24 protein-coding genes and 2 tRNA genes are annotated in these 25,065 nt (G+C 70.8%); 5 read left to right on the top strand and 21 right to left on the bottom strand.

The features are described 5' to 3' along the window. Window positions 1–170 precede the first annotated feature (170 nt). The 12 genes from clpX to EJF31_RS22350 all read right to left on the bottom strand — a co-directional run bounded on the left by clpX (window position 171) and on the right by EJF31_RS22350 (window position 10,560). Window positions 171–1,454, bottom strand: a complete 1,284-nt coding sequence (gene clpX / locus EJF31_RS14150; protein WP_125037819.1) for an ATP-dependent Clp protease ATP-binding subunit ClpX — start codon at window positions 1,452–1,454, stop codon at window positions 171–173. A 102-nt stretch (window positions 1,455–1,556) separates the two neighbouring features. Then, entirely contained in the window at window positions 1,557–2,168 is a 612-nt protein-coding gene (locus EJF31_RS14155; protein WP_125037820.1) for an ATP-dependent Clp protease proteolytic subunit, read from the bottom strand. A gap of 2 nt (window positions 2,169–2,170) precedes the next feature. Next, complete coding sequence (locus tag EJF31_RS14160) at window positions 2,171–2,776, bottom strand: ATP-dependent Clp protease proteolytic subunit (protein ID WP_125038411.1); 606 nt, start codon at window positions 2,774–2,776, stop codon at window positions 2,171–2,173. Between the two features lie 125 nt (window positions 2,777–2,901). Next, window positions 2,902–3,372 (bottom strand): SRPBCC family protein, encoded by a 471-nt coding sequence (locus EJF31_RS14165; protein WP_125037821.1) that lies wholly within the window; start codon window positions 3,370–3,372, stop codon window positions 2,902–2,904. A 7-nt stretch (window positions 3,373–3,379) separates the two neighbouring features. Continuing rightward, window positions 3,380–4,558: an alpha/beta hydrolase gene (locus EJF31_RS14170; protein ID WP_125037822.1), complete on the bottom strand. Its 1,179-nt coding sequence runs from the start codon at window positions 4,556–4,558 to the stop codon at window positions 3,380–3,382. 230 nt (window positions 4,559–4,788) lie between these two features. After that, on the bottom strand, window positions 4,789–6,180 hold the full coding sequence (gene tig, locus EJF31_RS14175; protein WP_125037823.1) for a trigger factor: 1,392 nt from the start codon (window positions 6,178–6,180) through the stop codon (window positions 4,789–4,791). Between the two features lie 39 nt (window positions 6,181–6,219). Continuing rightward, window positions 6,220–6,292: transfer RNA gene (locus EJF31_RS14180), tRNA-Pro, on the bottom strand. Between the two features lie 45 nt (window positions 6,293–6,337). Next, window positions 6,338–6,411, bottom strand: a tRNA-Gly gene (locus tag EJF31_RS14185). 126 nt (window positions 6,412–6,537) lie between these two features. After that, window positions 6,538–7,641 (bottom strand): PP2C family protein-serine/threonine phosphatase, encoded by a 1,104-nt coding sequence (locus tag EJF31_RS14190; protein WP_125037824.1) that lies wholly within the window; start codon window positions 7,639–7,641, stop codon window positions 6,538–6,540. 25 nt (window positions 7,642–7,666) lie between these two features. Beyond that, window positions 7,667–8,518, bottom strand: coding sequence for an Fpg/Nei family DNA glycosylase (locus EJF31_RS14195; RefSeq protein ID WP_125037825.1), 852 nt, complete (start codon window positions 8,516–8,518; stop codon window positions 7,667–7,669). Then, the gene (locus tag EJF31_RS14200; protein WP_125037826.1) at window positions 8,511–9,026 is read right to left on the bottom strand and encodes a ribose-5-phosphate isomerase; all 516 of its coding nucleotides are present in this window, start codon (window positions 9,024–9,026) and stop codon (window positions 8,511–8,513) included. The genes EJF31_RS14195 and EJF31_RS14200 overlap by 8 nt, the downstream gene beginning before the upstream one ends. Window positions 9,027–9,051: 25 nt before the next feature. Beyond that, entirely contained in the window at window positions 9,052–10,560 is a 1,509-nt protein-coding gene (locus EJF31_RS22350; protein WP_260430867.1) for an alpha/beta hydrolase, read from the bottom strand. Between the two features lie 33 nt (window positions 10,561–10,593). Here EJF31_RS22350 and EJF31_RS14215 point away from each other — a divergent pair, with 33 nt between their 5' ends. Next, a complete protein-coding gene (locus EJF31_RS14215) occupies window positions 10,594–10,953 on the top strand; it encodes a DUF2568 domain-containing protein (protein WP_185736282.1) in 360 nt (119 codons plus the stop codon). Here the strand turns inward: EJF31_RS14215 and EJF31_RS14220 are convergent. After that, window positions 10,943–11,536 (bottom strand): TetR/AcrR family transcriptional regulator, encoded by a 594-nt coding sequence (locus EJF31_RS14220; RefSeq protein ID WP_125037827.1) that lies wholly within the window; start codon window positions 11,534–11,536, stop codon window positions 10,943–10,945. The two genes, EJF31_RS14215 and EJF31_RS14220, sit on opposite strands and share 11 nt — an antisense overlap. A 112-nt stretch (window positions 11,537–11,648) precedes the next feature. On the opposite strand from EJF31_RS14220, the gene EJF31_RS14225 reads away from it, so the two are divergent. After that, on the top strand, window positions 11,649–13,175 hold the full coding sequence (locus tag EJF31_RS14225; protein WP_125037828.1) for an MFS transporter: 1,527 nt from the start codon (window positions 11,649–11,651) through the stop codon (window positions 13,173–13,175). A 12-nt stretch (window positions 13,176–13,187) separates the two neighbouring features. Here EJF31_RS14225 and metG read toward each other — a convergent pair whose 3' ends face one another. Genes metG through chrA form a run of 4 tightly spaced genes read right to left on the bottom strand, consistent with a single transcriptional unit; the run spans window position 13,188 to window position 18,269 of the window. Continuing rightward, window positions 13,188–15,005 (bottom strand): methionine--tRNA ligase, encoded by a 1,818-nt coding sequence (gene metG, locus EJF31_RS14230; protein WP_125037829.1) that lies wholly within the window; start codon window positions 15,003–15,005, stop codon window positions 13,188–13,190. A gap of 23 nt (window positions 15,006–15,028) precedes the next feature. Further along, window positions 15,029–16,189: a peptidoglycan recognition protein gene (locus EJF31_RS14235; protein ID WP_125037830.1), complete on the bottom strand. Its 1,161-nt coding sequence runs from the start codon at window positions 16,187–16,189 to the stop codon at window positions 15,029–15,031. 59 nt (window positions 16,190–16,248) lie between these two features. Further along, window positions 16,249–16,905, bottom strand: coding sequence for a disulfide bond formation protein DsbA (locus EJF31_RS14240; protein WP_307718978.1), 657 nt, complete (start codon window positions 16,903–16,905; stop codon window positions 16,249–16,251). After that, on the bottom strand, window positions 16,902–18,269 hold the full coding sequence (chrA, locus tag EJF31_RS14245; protein WP_185736334.1) for a chromate efflux transporter: 1,368 nt from the start codon (window positions 18,267–18,269) through the stop codon (window positions 16,902–16,904). Before chrA ends, EJF31_RS14240 begins: the two co-directional genes overlap by 4 nt. A gap of 54 nt (window positions 18,270–18,323) precedes the next feature. On the opposite strand from chrA, the gene pepN reads away from it, so the two are divergent. Further along, window positions 18,324–20,873, top strand: a complete 2,550-nt coding sequence (gene pepN, locus EJF31_RS14250) for an aminopeptidase N (protein ID WP_125037832.1) — start codon at window positions 18,324–18,326, stop codon at window positions 20,871–20,873. A 105-nt stretch (window positions 20,874–20,978) separates the two neighbouring features. Here pepN and EJF31_RS14255 read toward each other — a convergent pair whose 3' ends face one another. Both EJF31_RS14255 and EJF31_RS14260 read right to left on the bottom strand, forming a co-directional pair. Next, window positions 20,979–21,362, bottom strand: a complete 384-nt coding sequence (locus EJF31_RS14255; RefSeq protein ID WP_182539756.1) for a DUF5130 family protein — start codon at window positions 21,360–21,362, stop codon at window positions 20,979–20,981. Then, entirely contained in the window at window positions 21,349–21,702 is a 354-nt protein-coding gene (locus EJF31_RS14260; protein ID WP_125037834.1) for a hypothetical protein, read from the bottom strand. The genes EJF31_RS14255 and EJF31_RS14260 overlap by 14 nt, the downstream gene beginning before the upstream one ends. A 124-nt stretch (window positions 21,703–21,826) precedes the next feature. On the opposite strand from EJF31_RS14260, the gene EJF31_RS14265 reads away from it, so the two are divergent. Beyond that, window positions 21,827–22,888, top strand: coding sequence for a mechanosensitive ion channel family protein (locus tag EJF31_RS14265; RefSeq protein ID WP_125037835.1), 1,062 nt, complete (start codon window positions 21,827–21,829; stop codon window positions 22,886–22,888). 52 nt (window positions 22,889–22,940) lie between these two features. On the opposite strand, the gene EJF31_RS14270 is transcribed toward EJF31_RS14265, so the two are convergent. Next, window positions 22,941–23,369, bottom strand: a complete 429-nt coding sequence (locus EJF31_RS14270) for an OsmC family protein (protein WP_125037836.1) — start codon at window positions 23,367–23,369, stop codon at window positions 22,941–22,943. Window positions 23,370–23,463: 94 nt separating this feature from the next. Between EJF31_RS14270 and EJF31_RS14275 the strand changes: the two genes are divergently transcribed. Further along, on the top strand, window positions 23,464–23,847 hold the full coding sequence (locus EJF31_RS14275) for a globin (protein WP_125037837.1): 384 nt from the start codon (window positions 23,464–23,466) through the stop codon (window positions 23,845–23,847). 313 nt (window positions 23,848–24,160) lie between these two features. Here the strand turns inward: EJF31_RS14275 and EJF31_RS14280 are convergent, their stop codons facing one another. Next, on the bottom strand, window positions 24,161–25,036 hold the full coding sequence (locus EJF31_RS14280; protein WP_185736283.1) for a thioesterase family protein: 876 nt from the start codon (window positions 25,034–25,036) through the stop codon (window positions 24,161–24,163). Window positions 25,037–25,065 lie beyond the last annotated feature (29 nt).

Raw genomic sequence — 25,065 nt, forward strand, 5'->3', positions numbered from 1 at the left:
GGCCTACATCGCCGCCCGGACCACCGATGCCAAGTCGGACCCCCACCTGCGCCGCAAGCTCAAGCGCTACCTCGCCCGCGAACTCTTCACCCTGCTCCGACAAGACCTACGAGCCCTCAACACCCCCACCATCGCGGCTTGACGCGTCATAGGAGCATCGACTCGACCCCTTAGGCCGACTTCTTCTTCTTGGCCTCGGTCTCGCGGGGAACGAGCGTCGGGGCCAGGTCGTCGGTGACGACCTCGCCGGTGACGATGACCTTGCCGACGTCGCCGCGGGAGGGCACGTCGTACATCACGTGGAGGAGGACCTCCTCGATGATGGCGCGCAGGCCGCGCGCGCCGGTGCCGCGCTCCATCGCCTTGTCGGCGATCGCGGCGATGGCCTCGGAGGTGAACTCCAGCTCCACGCCGTCGAGCTCGAAGAGCTTCTGGTACTGCTTGACGAGCGCGTTGCGGGGCTCGGTGAGGATCTGGACCAGGGCCTCCTGGTCGAGCTTGCTGACGCTGGCGATCAGCGGGAGCCGGCCGATGAACTCGGGGATCAGGCCGAACTTCGTCAGGTCCTCGGGGCGGACCTGCAGGAGCAGGTCCTCGGCCTCGCGCTCGGCCTGGCCGCGCACCTCGGCGGTGAAGCCGAGGGTCTTCTTGCCGACGCGCTGCTCGACGATGTGCTCGAGCCCGGCGAAGGCGCCGCCCACCACGAACAGGATGTTGGTGGTGTCGATCTGGATGAACTCCTGGTGGGGGTGCTTGCGGCCACCCTGCGGCGGCACCGAGGCGGTGGTGCCCTCGATGATCTTCAGCAGCGCCTGCTGCACGCCCTCACCGGAGACGTCGCGCGTGATCGAGGGGTTCTCCGCCTTGCGGGCCACCTTGTCGATCTCGTCGATGTAGATGATGCCGGTCTCGGCCTTCTTGACGTCGTAGTCGGCGGCCTGGATGAGCTTGAGGAGGATGTTCTCGACGTCCTCCCCGACGTAGCCCGCCTCGGTGAGGGCGGTGGCGTCGGCGATGGCGAACGGCACGTTGAGCATCCGCGCCAGGGTCTGGGCGAGGTAGGTCTTGCCGCAGCCGGTGGGTCCGATCACGAGGATGTTGGACTTCGCGACCTCGACGACCTCCTCCTTGCTGTGCTTGCCCGCCACGGGCTGGAGGCCGGCCTGCACCCGCTTGTAGTGGTTGTAGACCGCCACGGCGAGGGACTTCTTCGCGTGCTCCTGGCCGATGACGTAGGAGTTGAGGAACTCGAAGATCTCCTTGGGCTTGGGCAGCTCGTCGAGGCTGACCTCGGCGCCCTCGCTCAACTCTTCCTCGATGATCTCGTTGCAGAGGTCGATGCACTCGTCACAGATGTAGACGCCGGGACCGGCGATCAGCTTCTTGACCTGCTTCTGGCTCTTCCCGCAGAAGGAACACTTGAGCAGGTCCCCTCCGTCACCGATACGTGCCACGTGCGGTCATCCTCCAGGTCGAATCCAACAAGCTGTGAAACTCCTTGACGGTACCCCGTGCCGCCCCCGATCGGGGGCGGGACACGAGGAACAGTCGATGCGTCAGCGGACGCTCGCGGGCGTGCCCTTGCGCGACTCGATGACCGAGTCGATCAGGCCGTACTCGACGGCCTGGTGCGCGGTCAGGATCTTGTCCCGCTCGATGTCGGTGCTGACCTGCTCGATGGAGCGGCCGGAGTGGTCGCTGATCATCTTCTCGAGCAGCTCGCGCATGCGCAGGATCTCGTTGGCCTGGATCTCGATGTCCGAGGTCTGGCCGAAGGTGCCCTCGGTGTAGGGCTGGTGGATCAGGATCCGACTGTTGGGCAGCGCCATGCGCTTGCCGCTGGTGCCGGCGGCGAGCAGGATCGCCGCCGCGGACGCCGCCTGGCCGATGCACACGGTCTGCACGTCGGGCTTGATGAAGTTCATCGTGTCGTAGATCGCCGTCAGCGCGGTGAAGGAGCCACCGGGGCTGTTGATGTAGATCTGGACGTCCTGGTCGGGGTTCATCGACTCCAGGCACATGAGCTGCGCGATGACCGCGTTGGCGACGTCGTCGGAGATCGGGGTGCCGAGGTAGATGATGCGGTCCTCGAACAGCTTGGCGTAGGGGTCGATCCGCCGGAAGCCGTAGGACGTGCGCTCTTCCCACTGCGGGATGTAGTAGTTCATGTTCAGTCCTTCACTCGGGCCGGGCGGCCATCGTCGGCGGCTTCGCGGGCGGACTTGATGACCTGGTCCACGAGGCCGTAGTCACGGGCCTGCTCGGCGGTGAACCACCGGTCGCGGTCCGCGTCGGCCACGACCTGCTCGATCGCCTGGCCGGTGTGCTCGGCGATCAGGTCGAGCAGGACCTTCTTGATGTGCAGCGACTGCTGCGCCTGGATCTTGATGTCGGAGGCGGAGCCACCCATGCCCGAGGAGGGCTGGTGCATCATGATCCGCGCGTGCGGCAGGGCGTAGCGCTTGCCCTTGGTGCCGGCGCAGAGGAGGAACTGGCCCATCGAGGCGGCCAGGCCCATGCCCACGGTCGCGACGTCGTTGGGGATGTAGTTCATCGTGTCGTAGATCGCCATGCCGGCGTCGACCGAGCCACCGGGGCTGTTGATGTGGAGGAAGATGTCCGCCTCCGGGTCCTCCGCCGAGAGCAGCAGCAGCTGGGCACAGATCGCGTTGGCGTTCTGGTCGCGGACCTCGGAGCCGAGGAACACGATGCGCTCGCGGAGCAGCCGCTGGTAGATGTGGTCGTCGAGGACGCTGAGGCCGGCCCCGCCATTCATCTGGGGGGCGAAGTCAGGGCTGGGATTCTGGGTCACGCTAGGACCCTAGCCCGAAGGATCGACAGTTCCACGGCATATCCACCCCTGTTCGCCGACAGCGGAAGCCCGCGGCCGGCGGGGCCGGATCAGCCCGCCTCGGCGGCCGCCTTCAGCCGGGCGCAGGTCTGCTGCATGCCGGCCTCGAGCTCGTCGGCGTGGCCGACGCTGCCGCCCAGCGCGAGCGGCGCGAACACCTTCGAGAGCAGCGTGATCCGCTCGGGCACCGGGCGGCGGTGCACGACGCGGGTGCCGCCGGCGCCGTCGGGCTCGAGCTCCCAGATCCAGCGGGCTCCGCTGGAGCGGGTGTCCCAGGCGACCCGGCGGCCCGGCTCCAGGACGGCCAGCACGCTCCGGGTCGGCCAGACCACGGCCTTGCGGCGGTTGAGCCCGAGGTACCACTGCCCCACCCGCAGGCCGCCCGGCTTCAGCGGCAGCATGGTCACCAGCTCGGGACTCCACTCCGGCATCCGGGCGAAGTCGCTCAGGAGCGCCCAGACCGCCTCGGGCGGTGCGGCGATCGTCGTCTCGGCCCGCAGCTCGCGGTCGGCACCGGTCATCGGCTCATCACGCGAGCCACTCTGCCAGTGCGCGGTGGATGTCGGGATGGTTGAGCAGCCCGAAGTGGTCGGTGCGGCCCACGTGCAGGACGTCGGCCCCCGGGAAGAGCTCGGCGCCGAACCGGTCCCGCCCGTACGCCGACGGCGGCCGCACCAGCAGGTCCCCGACGTAGCGCCCCACGGGGTGGCGCGCCGACGTCGTCACGGTCGCCGCGACCAGCCGGTAGCGCGCGTGCGGCAGCGGCGGGACGTCCTCGGCGAGCCCCGCGACGAGGTCGTGCACCCCGGTCGAGCGCCAGTCCAGGATCCGGCCGAACGCCGCGGTCTCGGGCAGCCGGGCCATGCCGCGACTGCCCTGGCCGACGCCCCGGGCGATGGGCGCGCCGAGGTGGGGCGTGCCGAGGGTGACGACGTCGGAGACCCGGCCCGTCCACGGCTCCTCGACGTCGGCGGCGACCGCCCCGGCGGCCCGGACCACGAGCCCGCCCATCGAGTGGCCCACCAGGGCGATCCGCGTGACCGGGGTCGGCCACTCCTCCACGAGTCGCTGCATCAGGGCGGACAGGGCGACGCCGTTCTCCCGCAGCGGCAGCCCGGTGTTGGCCCGCAGGAAGGCCGGTGTCCAGCCGCGCTCGGCCAGCGCCTCGCCGTACGTCGGATGGCCCTCCGCGCGGCCGCGGTCCCAGTAGGACTCGTTCTCGCAGAGGCCGTGCAGGAACACCACGACGCGACCGGTGGCCGCGGGGAACGCCGCGGCCAGCTCCGCCCGCTCCAGGGGTACGTCGCTCCCCGCGCGCCGGACGGCCATCGGGATGGCCAGCTGCGGGCGCTCCCGCAGGAGCCGGTCCCCGATCAGCCCGTTGACGGCCGCGGAGACGAACCGGCCGCGGGCGTCGTCCTCGAGCCGCGGACCGACCCCGGTCGCGGCCACGGCATCGAGCCCCTTCGACGCAGCCCGGAAGCCCACCGACAGCCCGCCGTAGACCGCCGCGGCGATCCCCCGGTGGGCCAGCTCCGGGACCGTGGAGGTGCCGCCGCTGGCCCGTCGGGCCAGGCCGTGGACGCGGTCGGCCCAGGCGTAGTGGGTGTCGCGCACGGTCTTGACGACGAGCTCGTCGGCGACCTCGGAGAGCAGGCTCAGCGCGTCGAGGACCGTGGGTCCCGGGGAGCGGTGCGGTGCGGTCATGGCCCCAGCCTACGATTTGAGTGGACGGTTGTGCACTCACCTCGCCGGTCGAATCGGGACTTCCAGCCACATGAATCGGGAGTTCGGACCACGCGAGTCAGGCGACTGACGAGAAGTCCCGAGTCGACTGACCAGAAGTCCGGATTCGAGTGGTGGAAAGTCCCGACTCAACGGCGACGGCCCGCCCGGACAGTGTCCGGGCGGGCCGACGTACGACGTGCGGGTGGTGCTCATGCCTCGGTGGGCTCCTCGGCGGCGTCCTCGGAGGAGGCCGCGGCCTCGTCCTCGGGCTCGCCGATGGTGCCGTCGGGGCGCAGGTTCTTCAGCTCGACCGCGTTGCCCGAGGCGTCCTTGACGACCGCGGACTCCACGATCGTGGCCAGCGCCTTGCCGCGCAGGATCTCCTGCACGAGGTCCGGGATGTGGTTGTGCTCGAACATGTGGTTCGCGAACTCCTGCGGGTCCTGGCCGGACTGCTGGGCGCGGCGGACCAGGTGGGAGGAGAGCTCGTTCTGGTCGACGCCGAGCTCCTCCTTCTTCGCGACCTCGTCGAGGATGAACTGCGCGGCGACGGCGTCGCGGACGCGGCGGTCCAGCTCGGCCTCGAACTCCTCGATGGTCTGGCCCTCGTCCTCGAGGTACTTCTCCATCGTGATGCCGGCGTAGGCGAGCTGCTGCTCGACGTTCTGGCGGCGGGCGTTGAGCTCGTCGGTGACCATCGTCTCCGGCAGCGGCACCTCGACCTTGTCGAGGAGCTTCTCCAGGACGGCGTCGCGCGCGGCGGCGGCCTGCTCGAGGCGCTTGCCGCGGCCCAGGCGCTCGCGCACGTCGGCGGTGAGCTCCTCGGCGGTGTCGAACTCCGAGGCGAGCTGCGCGAAGTCGTCGTCGAACTCGGGGAGCTCCTGCTCCTGCACCTGGGTCACGGTGACCGCGACCTCGACGTCGGCGCCGACGAGGTCGCCGCCGACCAGCTGGGAGGTGAAGGTCTTGTCGTCGCCGGCGGACATGCCGGTCAGGGCCTCGTCGAGGCCGTCGAGCATGCCGCCGCGACCGACCTGGTAGGACATGCCGCTGACCTCGGCACCCTCGACGAGCTCGCCGTCCTGGGTGGCGCGGAGGTCCAGCACGACGAAGTCGCCGTCGGCGGCGGGGCGCTCGACGTCGCTGAGCGTCGCGAAGCGCTCACGCAGCGCCTGGACCTGCTCCTCGACGTCGGCGTCGGTGATCTCGACGTCCTCGACCTCGGCCTCGAGGCCGTCGTAGGCCGGGAGGGTGATCTCGGGTCGGATGTCGACCTCGGCGGTGAACTCGAGGGTCTCGTTGTCCTCGAACTTGGTGACCTCGATGTCCGGCTGCGCGAGCGGCTGGAGCGAGTTCTCCTGGAGGGCCTCGATGTACTTCTTGGGGAGCACGTCGTTGATGGCCTCGTCGAGGACGGCGCCGCGCCCGACCTGGCGGTCGATGACCGTCGGGGGCACCTTGCCGCGGCGGAAGCCGGGGATGTTGATCTGCTGGGCGATCTTCTTGTACGCCGCGTCGAGGCTCGGCTTGAGCTCCTCGAAGGGCACCTCGACGGTCAGCTTGGCCCTGGTCGGGCTCAAGGTCTCGACGGCGCTCTTCACAAGGTTCTCCTCATCAGTTGTTCCTGGTCCGGTCATGCGTCGGGGCGACAGGACTCGAACCTGCGATCTCCTGCTCCCAAAGCAGGCGCGCTAGCCACTACGCTACGCCCCGCCAAGTGGGCACCCGCCCCGTGATCGGCACGGACCGGACCCTGCTTGGAGCGGATGACGGGAATCGAACCCGCGTAATCAGTTTGGAAGACTGAGGCTCTACCATTGAGCTACATCCGCACGCGTGCCCCGGCCCCGCGAGTGGCCGGAAATCTGCGGGTGTCATGGTGCCACACGGCGAGGGCTGCGCCCCAACCGAGGCAGGCCCGTACGCCGGCCGCCGGGTCCATGCCGGGCCGATATGCGTCAGCGGCGGTGCACCAGGAGCAGCGCGCGGTCGTCGTTCTGCGAGCCCAGGGCCTCCACGAGACGGGCCGCTCCTCCGTCGAACTCGCCGCGCAGCAGGCGCTCGGCCTGGCCGACCATCCGGTCGATGCCGAGACCGATGTCACGCCGCCGGGTCTCGACCATGCCGTCGGTGTAGAGCAGCAGTGCGTCGCCGCGGCGCAGCTCGCCCCGCACGCAGGGGAAGTCCGCGCCCTCGATGAGGCCCAGGATCGGCCCCTCGGTCTCCAGGACCGCCCAGCGGCCGGACCCGGCCGCGAGCTGGATGGCCGGCGGGTGGCCGGCCGTGCGCACCTCGAAGGCGCCGGTGTCGAGCTGGAGGGAGAGGTGGACCGCCGTGGCGAACCCCTCCTCCCACTGCTGGCGCAGGAGGTAGTTGTTGGCCGACGGGAGGAAGTGAGCGGGGTCGAGCGCGGTGAGCAGGCCACCGAAGGCCCCGGAGAGCAGCAGTGCGCGGGTGCCGGCCTGCTCGCCCTTGCCGGACACGTCGACGACCACGACCTCGAGGCGCTCGCCGCCCGGGGAGGTCGTGGCGACGATGAAGTCGCCCGCGAAGGGCGTGCCGCCGGCCGAGCGCAGCGCGGACTCGGCGTACCAGCCGTGCGGGAGCTCGGGGATGCCGCCCTGGCCGAGGATCCGGTCGCGGAGGTCGACCAGCATCGACTCGCCGAGCACGCCGGCCACGCCGAGGCGCGAGCGGCGGAAGGAGGTGAGCAGGATGATGAAGCTGAGCAGGAAGACGATCGCGACGGCGATGACGGTCCGGATCTGGATCACCGACTGCCGGGTGAGCGCGAGCATCAGCCCGACCATCACGAACACGACGAACCACGGCAGCTGGCGCGGCCCGAGGAGCAGGCTGCCCAGGAGCAGCGGCACGACCAGTGCGTTGATCGGGATGACGTTCGGGAAGACCATGATCGACGCGGTGATCGCGATCGCCGCAAGGGTCAGCCAGAACACGATCCGGCTCTCGCGGGCGGCGCCGGCGAGGCTGGGGAATCGTCGCGGACGACGCACGGGGGTGGGGCGCGCAGCCCGGGCCGGCTCACGGAGAGCGGTCATCGTCGGTCCTCTTCGCAGGGTGGGTTCACTGTACGGCGCGCGATCGGAACGTGCGTTGACATTGGGGACACCAGAACAGGTTGCGTCCCTGCAGCACCTCGGTGCGGATGGAGGACCCGCAGACGTGGCAGGGCTGGGCCGTCCGGCGGTAGACGTAGACCTCGCCGCCGTGGTCGTCCACGCGGGGCGGGCGGCCCATCGCCTCGGGGGTGTGCTCGGGCCGGACCGTGTCGATCCGCCCGGTCCGCACGCCCTCGGCCATCAGCGCGACGAGGTCGTCCCACATGGCCAGCCACTGGCCGACGCGGAGCGTGTGTCCGGGGCGGAGCGGGTGCATCCGGTGGCGGAAGAGCACCTCGGCCCGGTAGACGTTGCCGACGCCCGCCAGCACCGACTGGTCCATGAGCAGGCCGCCGATCGGGGCGCGGCTGCGCCGGATCCGCTCCCACGCCAGCATCGGGTCGGCACCGGCCCGGATCGGGTCCGGGCCCGACCGCGCCACGACGGCGTCGCGCTGCTCGGCGGTGACCAGCTCGCAGGTGGTGGCGCCCCGGAGGTCGGCGTACGACGTGGTGCCGGGCTCGCCGCCCGGCCCGACGAGCCGCAGCCGGACCTGGCCGACCGGCGGCGACACCTCGTCGACGTCGGGGTGCAGGTCGAACTTGCCGTAGAGGCCGAGGTGGACGTGGACGAAGCGGTCGCCGAAGGAGACGAACAGGTGCTTGCCCCACGCCTCGGCACCCTCGAGCAGGTGGCCGTCGACGAGTGCCGCGGAGTCCGCGAAGCGCCCCTGGGGGCTGCCGACGCGCACGAGCCGGCCACCGAAGACCGACTCGATGTCACCGGCGAGCCGGTGGAGGGTGTGCCCCTCAGGCATCAGTTCCGTCGACGCGTCCGAGGGCCGACTCGGGCAGCGGCGGGAGCTCCCGCGTCGTCTCGTAGGAGGAGAGCTGGCCGATGCGGCGCACGTGGCGCTCGTCGCCGGGGAACGGCGTGGCCAGGAAGACCTCGACGAAACGGGTCATGTCGTCCAGGGAGTGCATCCGGCCACCGACGGAGACGACGTTGGCGTCGTTGTGCTCACGGGCCAGGACCGCGGTCTCCTCGGACCACACGAGCGCCGAGCGGACGCCGTGGACCTTGTTGGCGGCCATCTGCTCGCCGTTGCCGGAGCCGCCGATGACGACGCCGAGGCTGTCGAGTCCCTCCGCGCGGTCGGCGGCGACGCCCTCCGCGGCCCGCAGGCAGAAGACGGGGTAGTCGTCGAGGGCGTCGTAGACGAAGGGGCCGTGGTCGACCGGCTCGTAGCCGTGGTCGGTCAGCCAGTTGAGCAGGTGGTCCTTGAGGTCGAGGCCGGCATGGTCGGAGCCGAGGTGCACGCGCATGGGATCGATCCTCCCGAACCCCCGCTCAGGAGTGCAAACGGAAGAAGCCCGCCACCTGCCCCAGTAGCGGTTCTGTCGCCGGAAACACACTCGGGTGCCGCCAGAAGCCGTGGATCTGGCCGAGGTAGCGGGTCGCGGTGACCTCCACGCCCTGCTCGGCGAGCAGCCTCGCGAGGTGCTCCCCCTCGTCGCGGAGCGGGTCGTGCTCGGCCGTCACGACCAGGGTCGGCGGCAGCGTCGCGAGGTCCGGCGAGAGCAGCGGCGCGAGGTCGGGGTCGACCAGGTCGGCCGGCGTGCCGGCGTACTGCTGCCAGTACCAGGCGGCCTCGCGCGGGTCGAAGCCGTCGGCGGCGGTGCCGTACGACGGGAAGCCGGCCGTCGGGTCGAGGAAGGGGTAGACGAGGGCGACGGCACGGAAGAAGCCCGGGTGCCGCAGGGCCGCGACGAGGGCGAGGTTGCCGCCGGCGCTGTCGCCGTGGACGTACGCCGGCCCGCCGATGCCGTGCTCGCGCCCGTGGCCGGTGAGCCAGCGGACGACCGTGGAGACGTCGTCGGGGGCGGCCGGGAAGCGGTGCTCCGGCGGGCGCCGGTAGTCGACGGACAACACGGTCGTGCCGGTGCGGTTGGCCAGGCGGCGCGCGCCCGCGTCGTGGACGTCGATGTCGTGGAAGACGAAGCCGCCGCCGTGCAGGTGCAGGACGACCGCGTCGGAGCGCTCGGTGGTCGAGCTTGTCGAGACCGTCGAGCTTGTCGAGACCGGGCGGAACAGCCGGCACCGCACCCCGTGGCAGTCGAGGTCGACGACCTCGGCGACGTCCTCACGGGGCTCGGCGGCCGCGGCCGCCCGCGCCTCGGCGCGCGAGGCCGCGATCGAGAACTGCGGGTCCCAGACGGGCAGGTCACCGGCGGCGGCGTCGACGGCCCGCCGGGCCTCGGGGAAGAGCACCACGGTGGTGGGCTGGGTCAGCGCGCCATGAGGGCGTCGAGGCCCACGGCCACGGCGGCGGCCACGCGGAAGTCGACCCGCTGGTCGGGCACCGTCACGGTGTACTTGTCGCGCAGCGTGGCCTGGCGCTCGCTGGACATCAGCGGGGCGCCGGCGCTGTCGACGAAGTCGAAGTGGAAGGGCAGGAAGCTGATGTCGGTGAAGCGGCGCAGCAGCCCGACGACCTGGCTGCGCTCCTGGCCGACGCCGGCGTAGCCCGGGCCCTCGAGGTGGAAAGGTCGAGCGCAGCAGGCTGGCGCCGAAGTCCTTCTTGAAGAAGCCGATCTGCTGGCCGGCCTCGTCGGTGATGTCGTAGCCGGAGTTGAGGTCCATCACCTTGCGGGCCTTGAACGCGAACACCGGCCGCGACTTGGTCTCGTCAGCGAAGAACGTGACCTGCTCCTTGAACGCCATCCGCTTCTGCTCGGCGAACCCCATCAGCTGCCCGAAGCTGCCGTCGGGGTTGGCCGCGAAGATCTCGTAGCGGTTGACCATCAACGTCAGCTTCTGCTTGACGAAGAACTGGGGCAGGTACATCGCAGCACTCATGCGGGGAACGCTACTGGCTGGGAGGATGCCGCCGTGGTGATTCTGGGGTGGTCGGTGCTCGCGCTGGTGTTCGTCGACGAGGTGCTCGCGGTGGTCGCGGCCGGGGTGTGGGGCCAGCACGCCGCGGGCTGGTGGCTCGCCGTGCTCGCGCCGGTCGTGACGATGCTGGTGTGGTTCCTGTTCGCCTCGCCGAAGGCGGAGCACAGCGGTCCCGTGGTCCGGCCGGGGACGAAGGTGCTCGTCTTCACGCTGGCGGCGCTCGGCCTGTGGGTGGCGGGCCACCACGGCCCGGCGGTCGCGTTCCTCGCGTTCTCCGTCGTGGTCAACGCCGTGGCCCAGGCGCCGTCGATCCGGGCACTGATGGCCGCCGCGGAGACGCCGCTCAGTCGGTGAGGCCGCGCTCGATGACGAGCAGCATCCGGTCCAGCTCGGCGGCCCGCTCGGCGGCGGGCAGGTCGCGCAGGGGCCCGCCGAGGTTGAGCACCGCGAAGCCGTGCACGGCCGACCAGCAGACGGTCTCGGCCCCGGGCCGGCGGGCGGGGTCCATGGCGCCGACCTCCACGAGCCGGTCGAGGGCCTGACCGAGCTGGGTGTAGGGGTCGGCGTCGGCCATCTCGCCCTTGAGCTCGTGGCTGGCGAAGGCGCAGGCGAAGAGCCCGGGCTCGGCCAGGGCGTACTCGACGTAGGCACGGCCGATCTCCCGCAGCCCGGCCCGCGCCCGCTCCTCGGGCGTGGCCCCCTCGACCGAGCCCACCCGGCGAGCCATGGCGGCCGAGAGCCCTGCGAACGCCTCCCCCGCCACCTCGGCGAGCAGCTCGTCGCGGTCCGCGAAGTGCCGGTACGCCGCGTTGTGGGACACCCCGGCCTGGCGCGCCACCGCGCGCAGCACCACGCCCGCCTCACCCTTCTCGCGGGCGAGTCCGACGGCCGTCCGGACCAGCTCCTCGCGGAGGTTGCCGTGATGGTAGGTGCTCATGGGGAGGATGGTACGCCCATGTTGACAGTGTCCACATCCGATGCTTCACTCGTCATGTTGACAGTGTCCACATAGGACTCACCTTCGCCACCCTTCCCATCCGGAGCGCCCCATGAACCGCAAGCTCGGCATCCTCCTGGCGGTCTACACCGCCGCCCTCGCGATCAACCTCGACGTCACCATCGTCAACGTCGCCCTGCCGAGCATCGCCCGCGAGCTCGACGCCGGCACCCGTGGCCTGCAGTGGGTCGTCGACGGCTACAACCTCGCCTTCGCCGCCCTCGTCCTCGCCGCCGGCAGCCTGTCCGACCGCTACGGCCGCCGTCCCGCCCTCATCGTGGGGCTCCTCGGCTTCGCGGCCACCAGCGTCGCCGGCGCCTTCGTCGACAGCACCAGCGCCTTGATCGGCGCCCGCATCGGCATGGGCGTCTTCGCCGCGCTGATCTTCCCCACCACGCTCTCGGTCATCTCCAACACCTTCACCGACCGCCGGCAGCGCGCGGCCGCCCTCGGCGGCTGGGGTGCCGTGGTCGGTGCCGGCGTCGCGCTCGGACCGGTCACGGGCGGGCTGCTGCTCGACCACTTCTACTGGGGCAGCGTCTTCCTCGCCCTGGCTCCCGTGGCGCTCTTCGCGACCGTGCTGACCGTGTGGCTGGTCCCCGAGTCGAAGGACCCCTCGGTCCCCCGCCTCGACCTGCCCGGCCTCGGCGTCTCGGTCGCGATGCTCAGCCTGCTGACCTACACGATCATCGAGGCGCCGAGCCGCGGCTGGTCCTCGACCACCACACTGGCCGGCTTCGCCCTCGCCGCCGTGCTCGTCGCGGTGTTCGTGGTCGTCGAGCGGCGCGCCGCGCACCCGATGCTCGACGTACGCCTCTTCACCGACCGCCGCTTCAGCGCGGCCAGCGGCGCCGTGATGATCACGTTCTTCTCGCTGGCCGGCTTCATCTTCCTGATCACGCAGTACTTCCAGCTCGTCCGCGGCTTCGGCCCCCTCGCCACCGGTGCGCGGATCCTGCCGGTCGCGATCAGTATCGCGATCGCCTCGGTGGCCGGCGGCATCCTGGCTCCCCGGATCGGCACCCGCTCTGTCGTGACGACCGGCCTGCTGATGTTCGGCTCCGCGATGGCCTGGGTCGCGACCGCGACCGTGACCACGGACTACGCGACCGTGATCGTCCCGCAGATGGTGCTGATGGGCCTTGGCATGGGCCTGATCGCGACGCCCGCGACCGAGTCGATCATGCTCGTCCTGCCCCCAGCCCGCGCCGGCGTCGGCTCGGCCGTCAACGACGCGACCCGCGAGCTCGGCGCCACGCTCGGCGTCGCGATCGTGGGCTCGCTGTTCTCCTCCGTGTACGGCGCCCGCCTGGCCGACGGTGCCTTCGGGGCACTGGCCGGCGGCCGGCTCGACCAGGCCCGCGACTCGGTCGCGGTGGCGATCGGCATGGCGGGCCGCGACCCGCGCCTGGTCGCCGCCGCGCAGGACTCGTTCATGGCCGGGCTGCACGCGGGCTGCCTGCTCGTGGCCGGCATCTGCTTCGCCGGCGCGGTCGTCGCGGTCTTCGCACTTCCGGGGCGCAACTTCGTCCCGCGGGACGTCATGCGGACCGAGCCCTCCGCGGCTCTGTCCGTATGACGTTGCGCGGGCTCAGCCACCGAACCGGGCGAGCTCCTCATCGACCACCGACGGGTCGAGCTTGGTGAAGATCGGCGACGGCTTGGCGATCTTCGTGCCCACCACGATCGGCCGCGGGGCCCACTCCGGGGTGGCGGTGTAGTCGCCGGTGATGACCGGGTAGAACGACAGGCCGGCACCCTGGTCGGGGTCGAGCTCCTCGACCTGGTCGACCCGCGGCATCGGCATGAACTCCCCCTCGCCCCCGAACGTCGCCCACACCTTGTTGGCCGAGTGCGGGAGGAACGGCGAGAGCAGGGTGTTGCAGTCGACGACGCACTGGGCGGCGACGTGCAGGACGGTGCCGAGGCGCTCGCGCTGCGACTCGTCCTTCATCTTGTAGGGCTCGGTGACGGTGAGGTACTTGTTCACCTCGCCGACGACGCGCATCGCCTCGGCGATCGCGCTGCGCAGCCGGTGGCGTCCGATCAGGTCCCCGACGGTGTCGAAGGCGCCGCGGACCGACGCCAGCACGGCCTCGTCGACCGGCTCGAGGGTCCCGGCCGCCGGGACCTCGCCGAAGCTCTTGGCGACCATCGTCGCCGTGCGGTTGACCAGGTTGCCCCAGCCCGCCACCAGCTCGGAGTTGTTGCGGGTCACGAAATCGGCCCACGTGAAGGCGGCGTCGGAGGTCTCCGGGCCGGCCGCGCAGATGAAGTAGCGCAGCGCGTCCGGGCCGTAGCGCGCGAGGAAGTCACCGACGTAGATGACATGGCCGCGGCTGGAGGAGAACTGCTGGTCCCCCATCGTGAGGAACTCCGAGGAGACGACCTCGGTCGGCAGGTTCAGGTCGCCGTAGACACCCGGCTCGCCGCCGCGCGAGCCGCGGCCGTCGTACGCGAGGAGCTCGGCGGGCCAGATCTGGCTGTGGAAGACGATGTTGTCCTTGCCCATGAAGTAGTAGGCCAGGGCCTCGGGGTCGTTCCACCAGTCGCGCCAGCGCTCCGGACTCCCCCCATCTTCCTTGGCGAGCCGGCGAGCCCACTCGATGGACGCCGACAGGTAGCCGATGACGGCGTCGAACCAGACGTAGAGGCGCTTGGTCGGCTGGTCCTCCCAGCCCGGGACCGGAATGCCCCAGTCGATGTCACGCGTCATCGCCCGCGGGCGGATCTCCTCGAGGATGTTCTGGGAGAACTTGATGACGTTGGGCCGCCAGGTGCCGGACTCGGCGCGCTCGTCGAGCCACACCTTGAGCGCGTCGGCCAGGGCGGGCAGGTCGAGGAAGTAGTGCTGGGTCTCGATGAACTCCGGCGTCTCGCCGTTGATCTTCGAGCGCGGCTCGAGCAGGTCGGTGGCGTCGAGCTGGTTGCCGCAGTTGTCGCACTGGTCGCCGCGGGCCTCCTTGAAGCCGCAGATCGGGCAGGTGCCCTCGATGTAGCGGTCCGGGAGCGTGCGGCCGGTCGACGGGCTGATCGCGCCGAACGTCGTCTGCTCGACCATGTAGCCGTTGCGGTGGACGGTCCGGAACATCTCCTGAACCACGTTGTAGTGGTTGCCGGTGGTGGTCCGGGTGAAGAGGTCGTAGGACAGCCCGAGGTCGAGCAGGTCCTGCACGATCACGGTGTTGTTCTTGTCGGCCAGCTCACGGGCGCTCACGCCGTCCTTGTCGGCGGCGACGAGGATCGGGGTGCCGTGCTCATCGGTGCCCGACACCATGAGGACGTCGTGCCCGGCCATCCGCATGTAGCGGCTGAAGACGTCGGAGGGCACACCGAAACCGGCGACGTGGCCGATGTGGCGCGGGCCGTTGGCATACGGCCAGGCGACGGCTGACAGGACTCGACTCATGCGTGAATCCTAGGAGTACGACGTCAGTAGTGCCGGACCCGGATCGTCGCCCGCCGCCGGATGCCCGGGAGCTTGGCGTAGAGCCTGCGTCCCGGACAGGCCGTCTGGTTGGTGTCGCGGTGCCCGTCGATCCTCGGCAGGACGACCGTGCGACCCCACCGGAACCGGTCGCTGCCGTGGGAGAACACGTGCGCCCAGTGCGGGACGTCGCGGTGGTACTTGTCGAGCTTCCACGACGCCAGCCGCACGATCGCGGTCAGCATCTTCTGGCTCGGCTTGACCAGCTCGAAGTTGCCGATCGCCGCGATGCCGGTCGAGGTCTCGTTGAAGCCGAGCGTGTGCGCGCCCTGCACCGGCAGCCCCGCGCCGCCCTTGCGGCCCTCCCAGATCCGGCCGAAGCGGTCGACGAGGAAGTTGTAGCCGATGTCGGACCAGCCGAGGTTGTGCGTGTGGTAGCGGTACATCCCGCGGATCAGGGCGGGGACGTCGGCGCGCGAGTAGCGGTTGGCCGTCACCGTGTGGTGGATGTGCACCTGCTGGATCGTGCGGACGTACCACGGCCCGCCGTTGCGCCAGCTGTCCACCGCGCCCCACGCCTTCCGCAGCCGGATGGGCGGCCGCGGCGCGTGCTTCCAGTGGTGGTGGCCGGTCCGGTTGGTCGGCTCGGGCTCGGCACTGTCGGACTTGCGGCGGCCGGGGTCGATGAGGACGAGGGTGAGGCGTTGCGGGATCGGTCCGTGCAGGCCGATCTGGACGGCGTCGGACCCCCCGACCCACAGCGGCTCGGTGCCGCTCGTCGCGCTCGCGTCGGGGCTGTCCGCGCTGGGCAGGTCGCTCAGCGCCGGCATCGGGTGCCACGCCGACCAGCCGGAGCCGGCGCGGTTGCGCATCATGAGGCTCGAGCCGTCGCCGCGCCAGGTCAGCCCGGCGAGCCGGTACGACGAGGTGCGCAACCGCTTGGTGCGCCGGTCGCCGTCCGCACCGTCCGTCGTGTCGTGGAAGTCCGAGCGCCGGAGCCGGACGTCGGCCTCGCGGACGCCCGAGTCACCGACCGACCGGAGCAGGACCTCCGGCGGCCGGTGCGGCTTGCCCGCCGCGTGGGCGCCGACCGGGACCGGCAGGGCGAGCCCTGCTGCCATCACCAGGGCGGCGGCCGCTCGTGCACCCGAGGCTCGACCAGACATGGCACAACATCATGCGCCACTCCCGTCACACTGGCAACGGGCCCCGCCGTACGACGGGCTCAGCTGAAGTCGAGCGCCTTGTCGCGGGCCCGCTTGAGCTCGTAGAAGTGCGGGTAGGCCGAGAGCGTCACGCAGGCGTCCCAGAGCCGGCCGGCCTCCTCGCCGCGCGGCGCCTTGGAGATCACCGGGCCGAAGAACGCGGCACCGTGGAACGCGATGGTCGGCGTGCCGACCTCGTTGCCGACCTGGTCCATGCCCGCACGGTGCGACGTACGGATCGCCTCGTCGTAGGAGATGTCGTCCATGGCGTCGGCGAGCCCCACGTCCAGGCCGGCCTCCTCGAGCGACGCCTCGATCATGGCGCGGTCCTTGTCCTGCTTCTCGAGGTGGATCCGGGTCCCCATGGCGGTGTAGAGCGGCAGCACGACGTCCTTGCCGTACTTCTGCTCGGCGGCCATGAGCACGCGCACCGGCTGCCAGGCGGTCTCGAGGAAGGAGCGGTACTCCTCCGAGACGTCCTTGTCCTCGTTGAGGAAGGCCAGGCTCATGATGTTCCAGGTCACCTGGATGTCCCGGACCTTCTCCACCTCGAGGATCCACCGCGAGGTGATCCAGGCGAACGGGCAGGCAGGGTCGAGCCAGAAGTCAGCGTTGGTCATACAAGGTGCAACGACCTCGGCGGCGCGGTATTCCGCAGCGCCGTCACTGTCGCTCACGTCACCAGCGCCAGGCCGAGCCCGGCTAAGGCGCACACGCCGAGCGTCCGCAAGACCGACCACCGGGCCCCGAACACCAGCGCCAGGGCGAGCGCCGCGACGACGACGGCCTCCCAGACCCACGACGACCAGACGGGCACCAGCAGGTCCACGGGTCCGGGCCCGACCGTCCGGGTGCGGGCGAAGAGCGTGTGCACGGTGAAGAACAGCGCCAGGTTGGCGATCACGCCGACGATCGCGGCGGTCACCCCGGTCAGCGCGGCCGAGAGGGAGGCGCTCCCCCGGAGCCGCTCGACGTACGGCGCCCCGAGGAAGACCAGCACGAAGCACGGCACGAAGGTCACCCAGACCGTCAGCAGCGAGCCCAGCACGGCCGCGACCCACGGGTCGAGGCCGCCGGGGTTGCGGTAGGCGCCGAGGAACGCCACGAACTGCACCACCATGATCAGCGGCCCGGGCGTGGTCTCGGCGAGCGCGAGGCCGCGCACCATTTCGCCGGCCGTGAGCCAGCCGTAGGTGCCCACGGCCGCCTGGGCGACGTAGGACAGCACCGCGTAGGCGCCGCCGAACGTCACCAGCGCCATGCCGCCGAAGAAGACGCCCTGGTCGGTGAAGACGGACTGCTCGCCGGAGACCAGCGCCCACGCGACGGCGACGGGGGTCACCCAGAGCACCAGCCCGATGCCGAGGATCGTCAGGTTGCGGCGGGCCGAGGGGCGGGCGTGGTGCAGGGCGTCGTCGGGGATGAGCGGAGCGGGTCCGTCGTCGGCACCGGCCGCCTTGTTCGGCGGGGCCATCAGGCCGGGCCGCCACCGGCCGAGCGCCCATCCGATCGCGCCGGCCCCCAGCACGACCAGCGGGAACGGCAGGCCCAACAGCGCGAGGCCCAGGAAGGCCGCGATCGCCAGCACGACCAGCGTGCGGTTGGTCAGCGCCCGGCCCCCGACCCGCACCACGGCCTGGAGCACGATCGCGACCACGGCCGGCGCGAGCCCCAGGAACAGCCCGGAGACGAGCGTCGTGTCCCCGTGGGCGACGTACAGCCAGGAGAGCCCGAGCAGCGCGACCACGCCGGGCAGCACGAACAGGACACCGGCGACGAGCCCGCCGAGCCACCCGTTGAGCAGCCAGCCCGTGTAGATGGCGAGCTGCTGGGCCTCCGGACCGGGCAGCAGCATGCAGTAGCTCAGCGCGTGGAGGAAGCGCCGCTCACCGATCCAGCGCCGCTCGTCGACCAGCGTGCGCTGCATGACCGCGATCTGTCCGGCGGGGCCGCCGAAGGTCTGGAGGGAGATCAGGAACCAGGCCCGGGTCGCCTCGCGCAGCGGGATGACGTGCCGTTCGGAGGTGGTCACGGCGCCCATCATGGGCGATAACCGTTTTCCTCCGGACGTGACGTGGATGACATGATGCGCCCCATGCCTGGAACCAACCTCACCCGGGACGAAGCCGCCACCCGCGCCGCTCTCCTGGACGTCACGTCGTACTCCATCGACCTGGATCTCACGACCGGCGACACGACCTTCGGCTCGACCACCACCATCGAGTTCACCTGCAGCCAGCCCGGCTCCTCGACGTTCGCCGACCTCGTCGGCGCGACCGTCCACGAGATCACGCTGAACGGTGAGTCGATCGACCCAGCGACGGCGTACGCCGACCACCGCATCGCGCTGTCCGGCCTCGCCGCCGACAACGTGCTCGTGGTCCGTGCCGACTGCACCTACTCGCGCACGGGTGAGGGCCTGCACCGCTTCGTCGACCCCGCCGACGACCGGGTCTACCTCTACTCGCAGTTCGAGGTCCCGGACGCGCGCCGCGTCTACACGACCTTCGAGCAGCCCGACCTCAAGGCGCCGTTCACCTTCAACGTGACCGCGCCGACCGGCTGGAAGGTCGTCTCGAACTCCGCGACCCCCGAGCCGAAGGAGATCGGCGAGGGCGTCTCGCTGTGGAACTTCGCGCCGACCAAGCCGATGTCGACCTACATCACCGCGCTCGTCGCCGGTGAGTACCACGAGGTCCAGCACGTCTACCGCGGCAAGCACGGCGACATCCCGCTGGGCCACTACTGCCGCCAGTCCCTCGTCGAGCACCTCGACGTGGAGGAGCTGGTCAAGCTCACCGAGCAGGGCTTCGCGTTCTTCGAGGACCTCTTCGACTACCCCTACCCGTTCGGCAAGTACGACCAGCTCTACGTGCCGGAGTACAACATGGGCGCGATGGAGAACGCCGGCTGCGTGACGCTCCGCGACGAGTACCTCCCCCGCTCCCGCCAGGACCGCTCGTTCTACGAGTTCCGCGCCGAGGTGATCCTCCACGAGATGGCGCACATGTGGTTCGGCGACCTGGTGACCATGCGCTGGTGGGACGACCTCTGGCTCAACGAGTCCTTCGCCGAGTGGGCCTGCTACCACGCGGCCGTCGAGGCCACCGAGTTCACCGAGTCGTGGGTCGGCTTCACCAACGCCCGCAAGAACTGGGCCTACCGCCAGGACCAGCTGCCCAGCACGCACCCGATCGCGGCGGACAACTACGACCTGCAGGCCGTCGAGGTGAACTTCGACGGCATCACCTACGCCAAGGGCGCCTCGGTGCTCAAGCAGCTCGTCGCCTGGGTCGGCCTGGAGAACTTCCTCGAGGGCATCCGCGGCTACTTCAAGGACTTCGAGTTCTCCAACTCCGAGTTCACCGACCTGCTGGCCGCGCTCGAGAAGTCCTCGGGCCGCGAGCTGGAGTCGTGGGCCCAGGAGTGGCTGCAGACCTCGGGTGTCAACACGCTCGCCCCCGAGTTCGAGCTCGACGAGGACGGCCGCTTCACCTCCTTCGCCGTCCGCCAGACCGCCGCCGCCGACTACCCGACGCTGCGCCGCCACCGCCTCGGCATCGGCCTCTACGACGAGGTGGAGGGCCGCCTGGTCCGTCGTACGTCGATCGAGATCGACGTCGAGGGCGCGAAGACCCAGGTCCACGACCTCATCGGCCAGCAGCAGCCCGCGCTGCTGCTGCTCAACGAGGGCGACCTCGCCTACGCCAAGATCCGCCTGGACGACCGCTCGCTGGCCACCGTCGTCGACGGCCTCGCCACGCTGGACGACCCGCTCGCCCGGGCCCTGTGCTGGGGCGCCGCGTGGGACATGACGCGCGACGCCGAGATGTCGGCGACCGCGTTCGTGAAGCTCGTGCTCAGCGCGGTCGGCTCCGAGACCGACGCCTTCGGCGTCAGCCGGATCCCGGGCTACGCCGCCCAGGCGATCAACGCCTACAGCGCCCCCGACAACCGGGCCGCCCTCAAGGCGACCTGGGAGCAGGGCATCCGGGAGCTGTTCGTCGCCGCCGAGGCCGGCAGCGACCACCAGCTGTCCTTCGCCCGCGCCTACGCCTCGGCCGCGCACAGCGACCAGGCGCTGACCGACCTCGAGGGCCTGCTCGACGGCACGGTCTCCTTCGAGGGCCTCGCGGTCGACACCGACCTGCGTTGGCTGCTGCTGAACAGCCTGGTCAAGGCCGGCCGGGCCGGGGTCGAGGCGATCGACGCCGAGCTCGCCCGCGACAACACCATCTCGGGCCAGGAGCACCACGGCGCCGCCCTCGCGCTGCGCCCGACCGCCGAGGCCAAGGCCGACGCGTGGGCCAGCGCCGTGGAGCGCGACGACATCCCCAACGAGACCCAGCGGAGCATCGTGCTGGCCTTCCAGGTGTTCGGCCAGGAGGAGTTCCTCGCGCCGTACGTCGAGAAGTACCTCGCCGTCGCCGACACGATGTGGGAGGAGAAGGGCACCCAGCGCGCCTCGACCGCCCTGGAGTACCTCTTCCCGCGCCCGCTGGCCAGCCAGCAGCTGCTCGACCGCGTGGACGCGTGGCTCGAGAGCTCGCCGGCCAACCCGGCCGCCAAGCGCTACGTGCGCGAGGGCCGTGCCGACGTCGCCCGGGCGCTGGCCGCCCAGGCGAAGGACGCCGACCCGTCGTGAATTGACGCCTGAAAGCGCCGACCCGTCGTCAGTTGACGACGGGTCGGTGTCATTTCAGGTCAAGAAGCGACAGGTCGACGCGGCTGGGCGTCAACGAGCGACGGGTCAGGCTCCGGCGTGCAGGGTGTTCTGCGGGCGGGCGTGCTCGGCGAGCATCGCGATGCCACGCGTCAGGCCGCCGACGAGGTCGCCCTCGGCGAACGTCGACTGCATCTGCGCGGCGGTCAGCTCGACCTCCTTGTCCGACAGCGTGCGGCGCACGTAGCCGCCGGTGACGATCTCCAGGGCGCGCGCCGTGGGGTCGACCATGATCAGGATGCTGCGCGTGGGCGAGACCAGCGTGTTGTGCAGCTGGGTCGCGAAGGCGCGCGGGTCGCCCTCGGACGTGCCGACGAACAGCGAGAACTCGACGCGAGACAGGGTCTCGGCCTTGCGGATGGCCTCGTCGAGCGTGTAGCGCTCCGACGAGGTGAACTCACCAGCGGGCACTTGCGCCCCCGGCCTTGGACTCATCGGTGTCGGGGCCGGCGAGCTCGGCGGTGCCCTTCCGGGGACCGCCGAACCACTGGTCCTCGACGGGCGAGGAGCCCGGGGTGCGCTCGCCGCGCAGCATGCCGGGGAGGTAGCCCAGCGCGAAGATCACGACGAAGAGCAGCAGCGGGACGCCACCGAGGACCAGCACGGCGTGCAGGCCGTTGACCTCAGTGTGAGGGGCCCACCCCTCCGGGACGTCGGCCGACGCGGGCCCGGCCACGGCCACGAGCGTGGCGGCGCTGGCCAGCGAGACGGCGGTGCTCCGGCGGACGATGGTCTCGAGCATGGTGGTCACCGGTGCAGGATATCGGCTCGGCGACCATGCCCAAGACCGTGACCGCCCGCATGCGGAGTCGACTGGGTCACACCCCCGCGAGCGAGTTCGGAATCGTCGTCGCGACCTGTCCATACTGGGGCCCATGTTTCCGCTCGAGACGACCACCCCGTGTGCTGCAGGCGAACAGATCTGCAAGGCCACCATGGAGATCACGGGCAACCAGCGTCTGGCCAACGCCTCCGACCTGCTGATCGGCAAGCCCCTGGCACTCGCCGGCCTGCTGATCTTGGCCCTGGCGATCCGATGGGTCCTGCACAAGCTCGTCGACCGCCTCGTGCGCCGCGCGGAGGACGGTGTGCTGCCCAGCCGGATGCCGAAGCTCCCGCGCGGTGCGAAGGCCACCGCCGCGCGCGGCGCGACGCCGACCGCGCGCGACATGGTCACCGCGACCCGCCGGGTCCAGCGCGCCAAGACGATGGGCGACCTGCTCAAGAGCATCATCACCGGCGTCGTGGTGGCGATCATCGGCACGATGATGCTGAGCGAGCTGGGCCTCAACATCGCCCCCATCATCGCCAGCGCCGGCATCATCGGCTTGGCCGTGGGCTTCGGCGCCCAGTCGCTCGTCAAGGACTTCCTGTCCGGCATCTTCATGATCTTCGAGGACCAGTACGGCGTCGGCGACGTCGTCGACGTCGGCGAGGCCTCCGGTGTGATCGAGGCGGTCAGCCTGCGCGTCACCCGGCTCCGCGACCTCAACGGCACGGTCTGGTACGTCCCCAACGGCGCGATCATGCGCGTGGGCAACATGAGCCAGAACTGGTCGCGAGCGGTCGTCGACATCTCCGTCGGCTTCGGTGAGGACCTGGCCAAGGTCCAGCGGATCATGACCGACGTGGCCCACGACCTGTGGGAGGACGACGACTTCAAGGGCCTGATCATCGAGGAGCCCGAGGTCACCGGCGTGGAGGCCTTCGGCCCCGAGTCCGTCTCGCTGCGGGTGCTGATCAAGACCGCGCCGATGGAGCAGTGGGGCGTGGCCCGCGAGATGCGGCAGCGGATCAAGGCGCGGTTCGACCACGAGGGCATCGAGCTCCCGCTCCCCCAGCGGGTCGTGTGGACCCGCGAGGGCGAGGCTCCCCAGGCGACCACGGCGCCGGCGAGCGGGGACAGCACGGCCACCGTCCCGCCGAGCGCTTCGTGAGCTCCGCGGCGGGGTGAGGCGGCTGAACGCGCCTCACCCCGCCGCGCGGAGATCAGCCTGCGAGGGCGGCGTCCAGCGTGATCGTGGTGCCGGTCAGCGCCTGGCTGACCGGGCAGCCCGTCTTGGCGCCCTCGGCGGCCGCGACGAAGTCCTCGTTGCTCATGCCGTCCACGACGCCGCGGACGGTCAGCTTGATGCCGGTGATGCCGGTGCCGGGCGTGAACTCCACGTCCGCGCTGGTGTCCAGCGAGGTTGCGGGCGAGCCGGCCTTGGCCAGGCCGTTCGACAGCGCCATCGAGAAGCAGGCCGAGTGTGCGGCCGCGATGAGCTCCTCGGGGCTGGTCTTGCCGTTGGCCTCCTCGGCACGGCTGGGCCACGACACGTCGTACGTGCCCAGGCCGGACGACTCGAGCGTGACCTGGCCGGCGCCCTCGAACAGGGTGCCTTCCCAGTGCGTCGTCGCCTTGCGGGTGGTGGCCATGCGCAATCACTCCTCAACGGATTCAGGTGGTACGTCGGTGGGTCGCTGCGAGTCTTGCACGCCGGTGTCGGGCGCCCCGGCGGCCCTCGGCACAATGGGACGCGTGACGACGTTCTACGAGGAGATCGGCGGCTTCGAGACCTTCCGGAGGATCGTCGCCAAGTTCTACGAGGGTGTGGCCGAGGACGAGGTGCTGCGGCCGCTCTATCCCGAGGAGGACCTCGGTCCCGCCGAGGAGCGCTTCCTGCTGTTCCTCGTGCAGTACTGGGGCGGGCCCACCACCTACTCCGAGCAGCGCGGCCACCCGCGCCTGCGGATGCGGCACGCGCCGTTCGCGGTCACGCCGCTGGCGAAGGACCGCTGGCTGCACCACTTCCGGGCCGGCCTCGACGAGGTGGCCCTCACCCCGGAGCAGGACGCGCAGTTCTGGGACTACGTCACCCACGCGGCGCAGTTCATGGTCAACAGCTTCGAGTAGGCCGGTGGACCAGACCATCACAACATCGGTGTAACGATCACCTCTCCCGGCGACAAGAGGACCGTGGGAGCACCGGTTCAGCGGTGTCAGGGGGTCTCCCCCAACCCCGCCACGCCCCGCAGGCCGAGTCCCCCCGTCGGTGCCTGCGGGGCGTCGGCAGTTCCGGGGCCCTGTAACGCGGCACGGCCCTCGCGACAGGAACCTGTGAGGGGCGAGACCGCGCAGCGGCAGCCCAGGAATGAACCCCCGACGCCCCCACACGCACCCCGGCGACCACCCGCAGCACCTGTCGGTCGTCGGGGTGCCCCCTGTCTCAGGCAGGTGCCGGCTGGAGGGCGGCCTCGAGCGCCGCCCGGTGCTCCGGGCTCGGCTCGGTCGACCCCTGGGTCTCGCGGTCGAAGAAGACCAGGACCACCCGGCAGCGGGACAGCACCAGGTCGCCGTCGCAGATCTCGGAGTCGATCGTCAGGGAGCGCTCGCCCACCCGCGAGATCCAGGTCCACGCGTCGTACGGCTCGGGCCGGAACAGGATCGGGACCTTGTAGTCGACGTCGGTCTGCGCCACCACGACCTCGGGCGTCGGGCCGTCGAGGTCCCGCCAGAGGCGGGCGTTGAGGAGGATGCGCGCCTCCTGGAAGTACTCGAAGTACTTCACGTTGTTGACGTGACCGTAGACGTCCACGTCGGAGAACCGGACGTGGACCGGGTAGTGCCCGACCTTCTCGTGCCGGGCCGGGTCGATGGAGTAGCGCGGGCGACGCTCCTCGGGCTCCAGGAAGTGCGCGAGCGTCTCGCGCTCGACGTCGGTGAGCCGGCGCGGTCGCTCCGTGGCGAAGACGTACGGCGTGAGCAGGGTCGTGGCCCGCAGGTAGACGCGGCGCCCACCCTCGGCCTCGGGGTCCTCGTGGAAGATCTCGTAGGCCATCGTGAAGGACGCGGCCCGGATCTCGGTGACCCAGCACTCGATGCGCACCGGCGCGAACCGGAAGGTCAGGGGCGCGCGGTAGGTGACCTCGTGCCGGACCACCACGACCCCGTCGGTGAGCTCCGCGCTCGTCGCGGCCGGGCCGTGGGTGCGCAGCATGTCGACCCGGGCCTCCTGGAGGTAGTCGACGTAGACAACGTTGTTGACGTGACCGAGGAGGTCCATGTCGGCCCAGCGCATGGGGCACTCGTAGACGTGGCGCACGCCCCGATGCTGTCAGACCAGGGCGGTCG

It is taken from the genome of Nocardioides sp. LS1 (assembly GCF_003865225.1).
In the GTDB taxonomy this organism is placed as follows: domain Bacteria; phylum Actinomycetota; class Actinomycetes; order Propionibacteriales; family Nocardioidaceae; genus Nocardioides; species Nocardioides ginsengisegetis.

Coding starts and splice junctions, on each gene's coding strand:
- EJF31_RS14155 (WP_125037820.1), bottom strand. CDS start 2,168: ATGAACTACTACATCCCGCAGTGGGAAGAGCGCACGTCCTACGGCTTC.
- EJF31_RS14160 (WP_125038411.1), bottom strand. CDS start 2,776: ATGAATGGCGGGGCCGGCCTCAGCGTCCTCGACGACCACATCTACCAG.
- EJF31_RS14165 (WP_125037821.1), bottom strand. CDS start 3,372: ATGACCGGTGCCGACCGCGAGCTGCGGGCCGAGACGACGATCGCCGCA.
- EJF31_RS14170 (WP_125037822.1), bottom strand. CDS start 4,558: ATGACCGCACCGCACCGCTCCCCGGGACCCACGGTCCTCGACGCGCTG.
- EJF31_RS14190 (WP_125037824.1), bottom strand. CDS start 7,641: ATGACCGCTCTCCGTGAGCCGGCCCGGGCTGCGCGCCCCACCCCCGTG.
- EJF31_RS14195 (WP_125037825.1), bottom strand. CDS start 8,518: ATGCCTGAGGGGCACACCCTCCACCGGCTCGCCGGTGACATCGAGTCG.
- EJF31_RS14200 (WP_125037826.1), bottom strand. CDS start 9,026: ATGCGCGTGCACCTCGGCTCCGACCATGCCGGCCTCGACCTCAAGGAC.
- EJF31_RS22350 (WP_260430867.1), bottom strand. CDS start 10,560: ATGAGTGCTGCGATGTACCTGCCCCAGTTCTTCGTCAAGCAGAAGCTG.
- EJF31_RS14220 (WP_125037827.1), bottom strand. CDS start 11,536: ATGAGCACCTACCATCACGGCAACCTCCGCGAGGAGCTGGTCCGGACG.
- EJF31_RS14225 (WP_125037828.1), top strand. CDS start 11,649: ATGAACCGCAAGCTCGGCATCCTCCTGGCGGTCTACACCGCCGCCCTC.
- metG (WP_125037829.1), bottom strand. CDS start 15,005: ATGAGTCGAGTCCTGTCAGCCGTCGCCTGGCCGTATGCCAACGGCCCG.
- EJF31_RS14235 (WP_125037830.1), bottom strand. CDS start 16,189: ATGTCTGGTCGAGCCTCGGGTGCACGAGCGGCCGCCGCCCTGGTGATG.
- chrA (WP_185736334.1), bottom strand. CDS start 18,269: ATGGGCGCCGTGACCACCTCCGAACGGCACGTCATCCCGCTGCGCGAG.
- pepN (WP_125037832.1), top strand. CDS start 18,324: ATGCCTGGAACCAACCTCACCCGGGACGAAGCCGCCACCCGCGCCGCT.
- EJF31_RS14265 (WP_125037835.1), top strand. CDS start 21,827: ATGTTTCCGCTCGAGACGACCACCCCGTGTGCTGCAGGCGAACAGATC.
- EJF31_RS14270 (WP_125037836.1), bottom strand. CDS start 23,369: ATGGCCACCACCCGCAAGGCGACGACGCACTGGGAAGGCACCCTGTTC.
- EJF31_RS14275 (WP_125037837.1), top strand. CDS start 23,464: ATGGGACGCGTGACGACGTTCTACGAGGAGATCGGCGGCTTCGAGACC.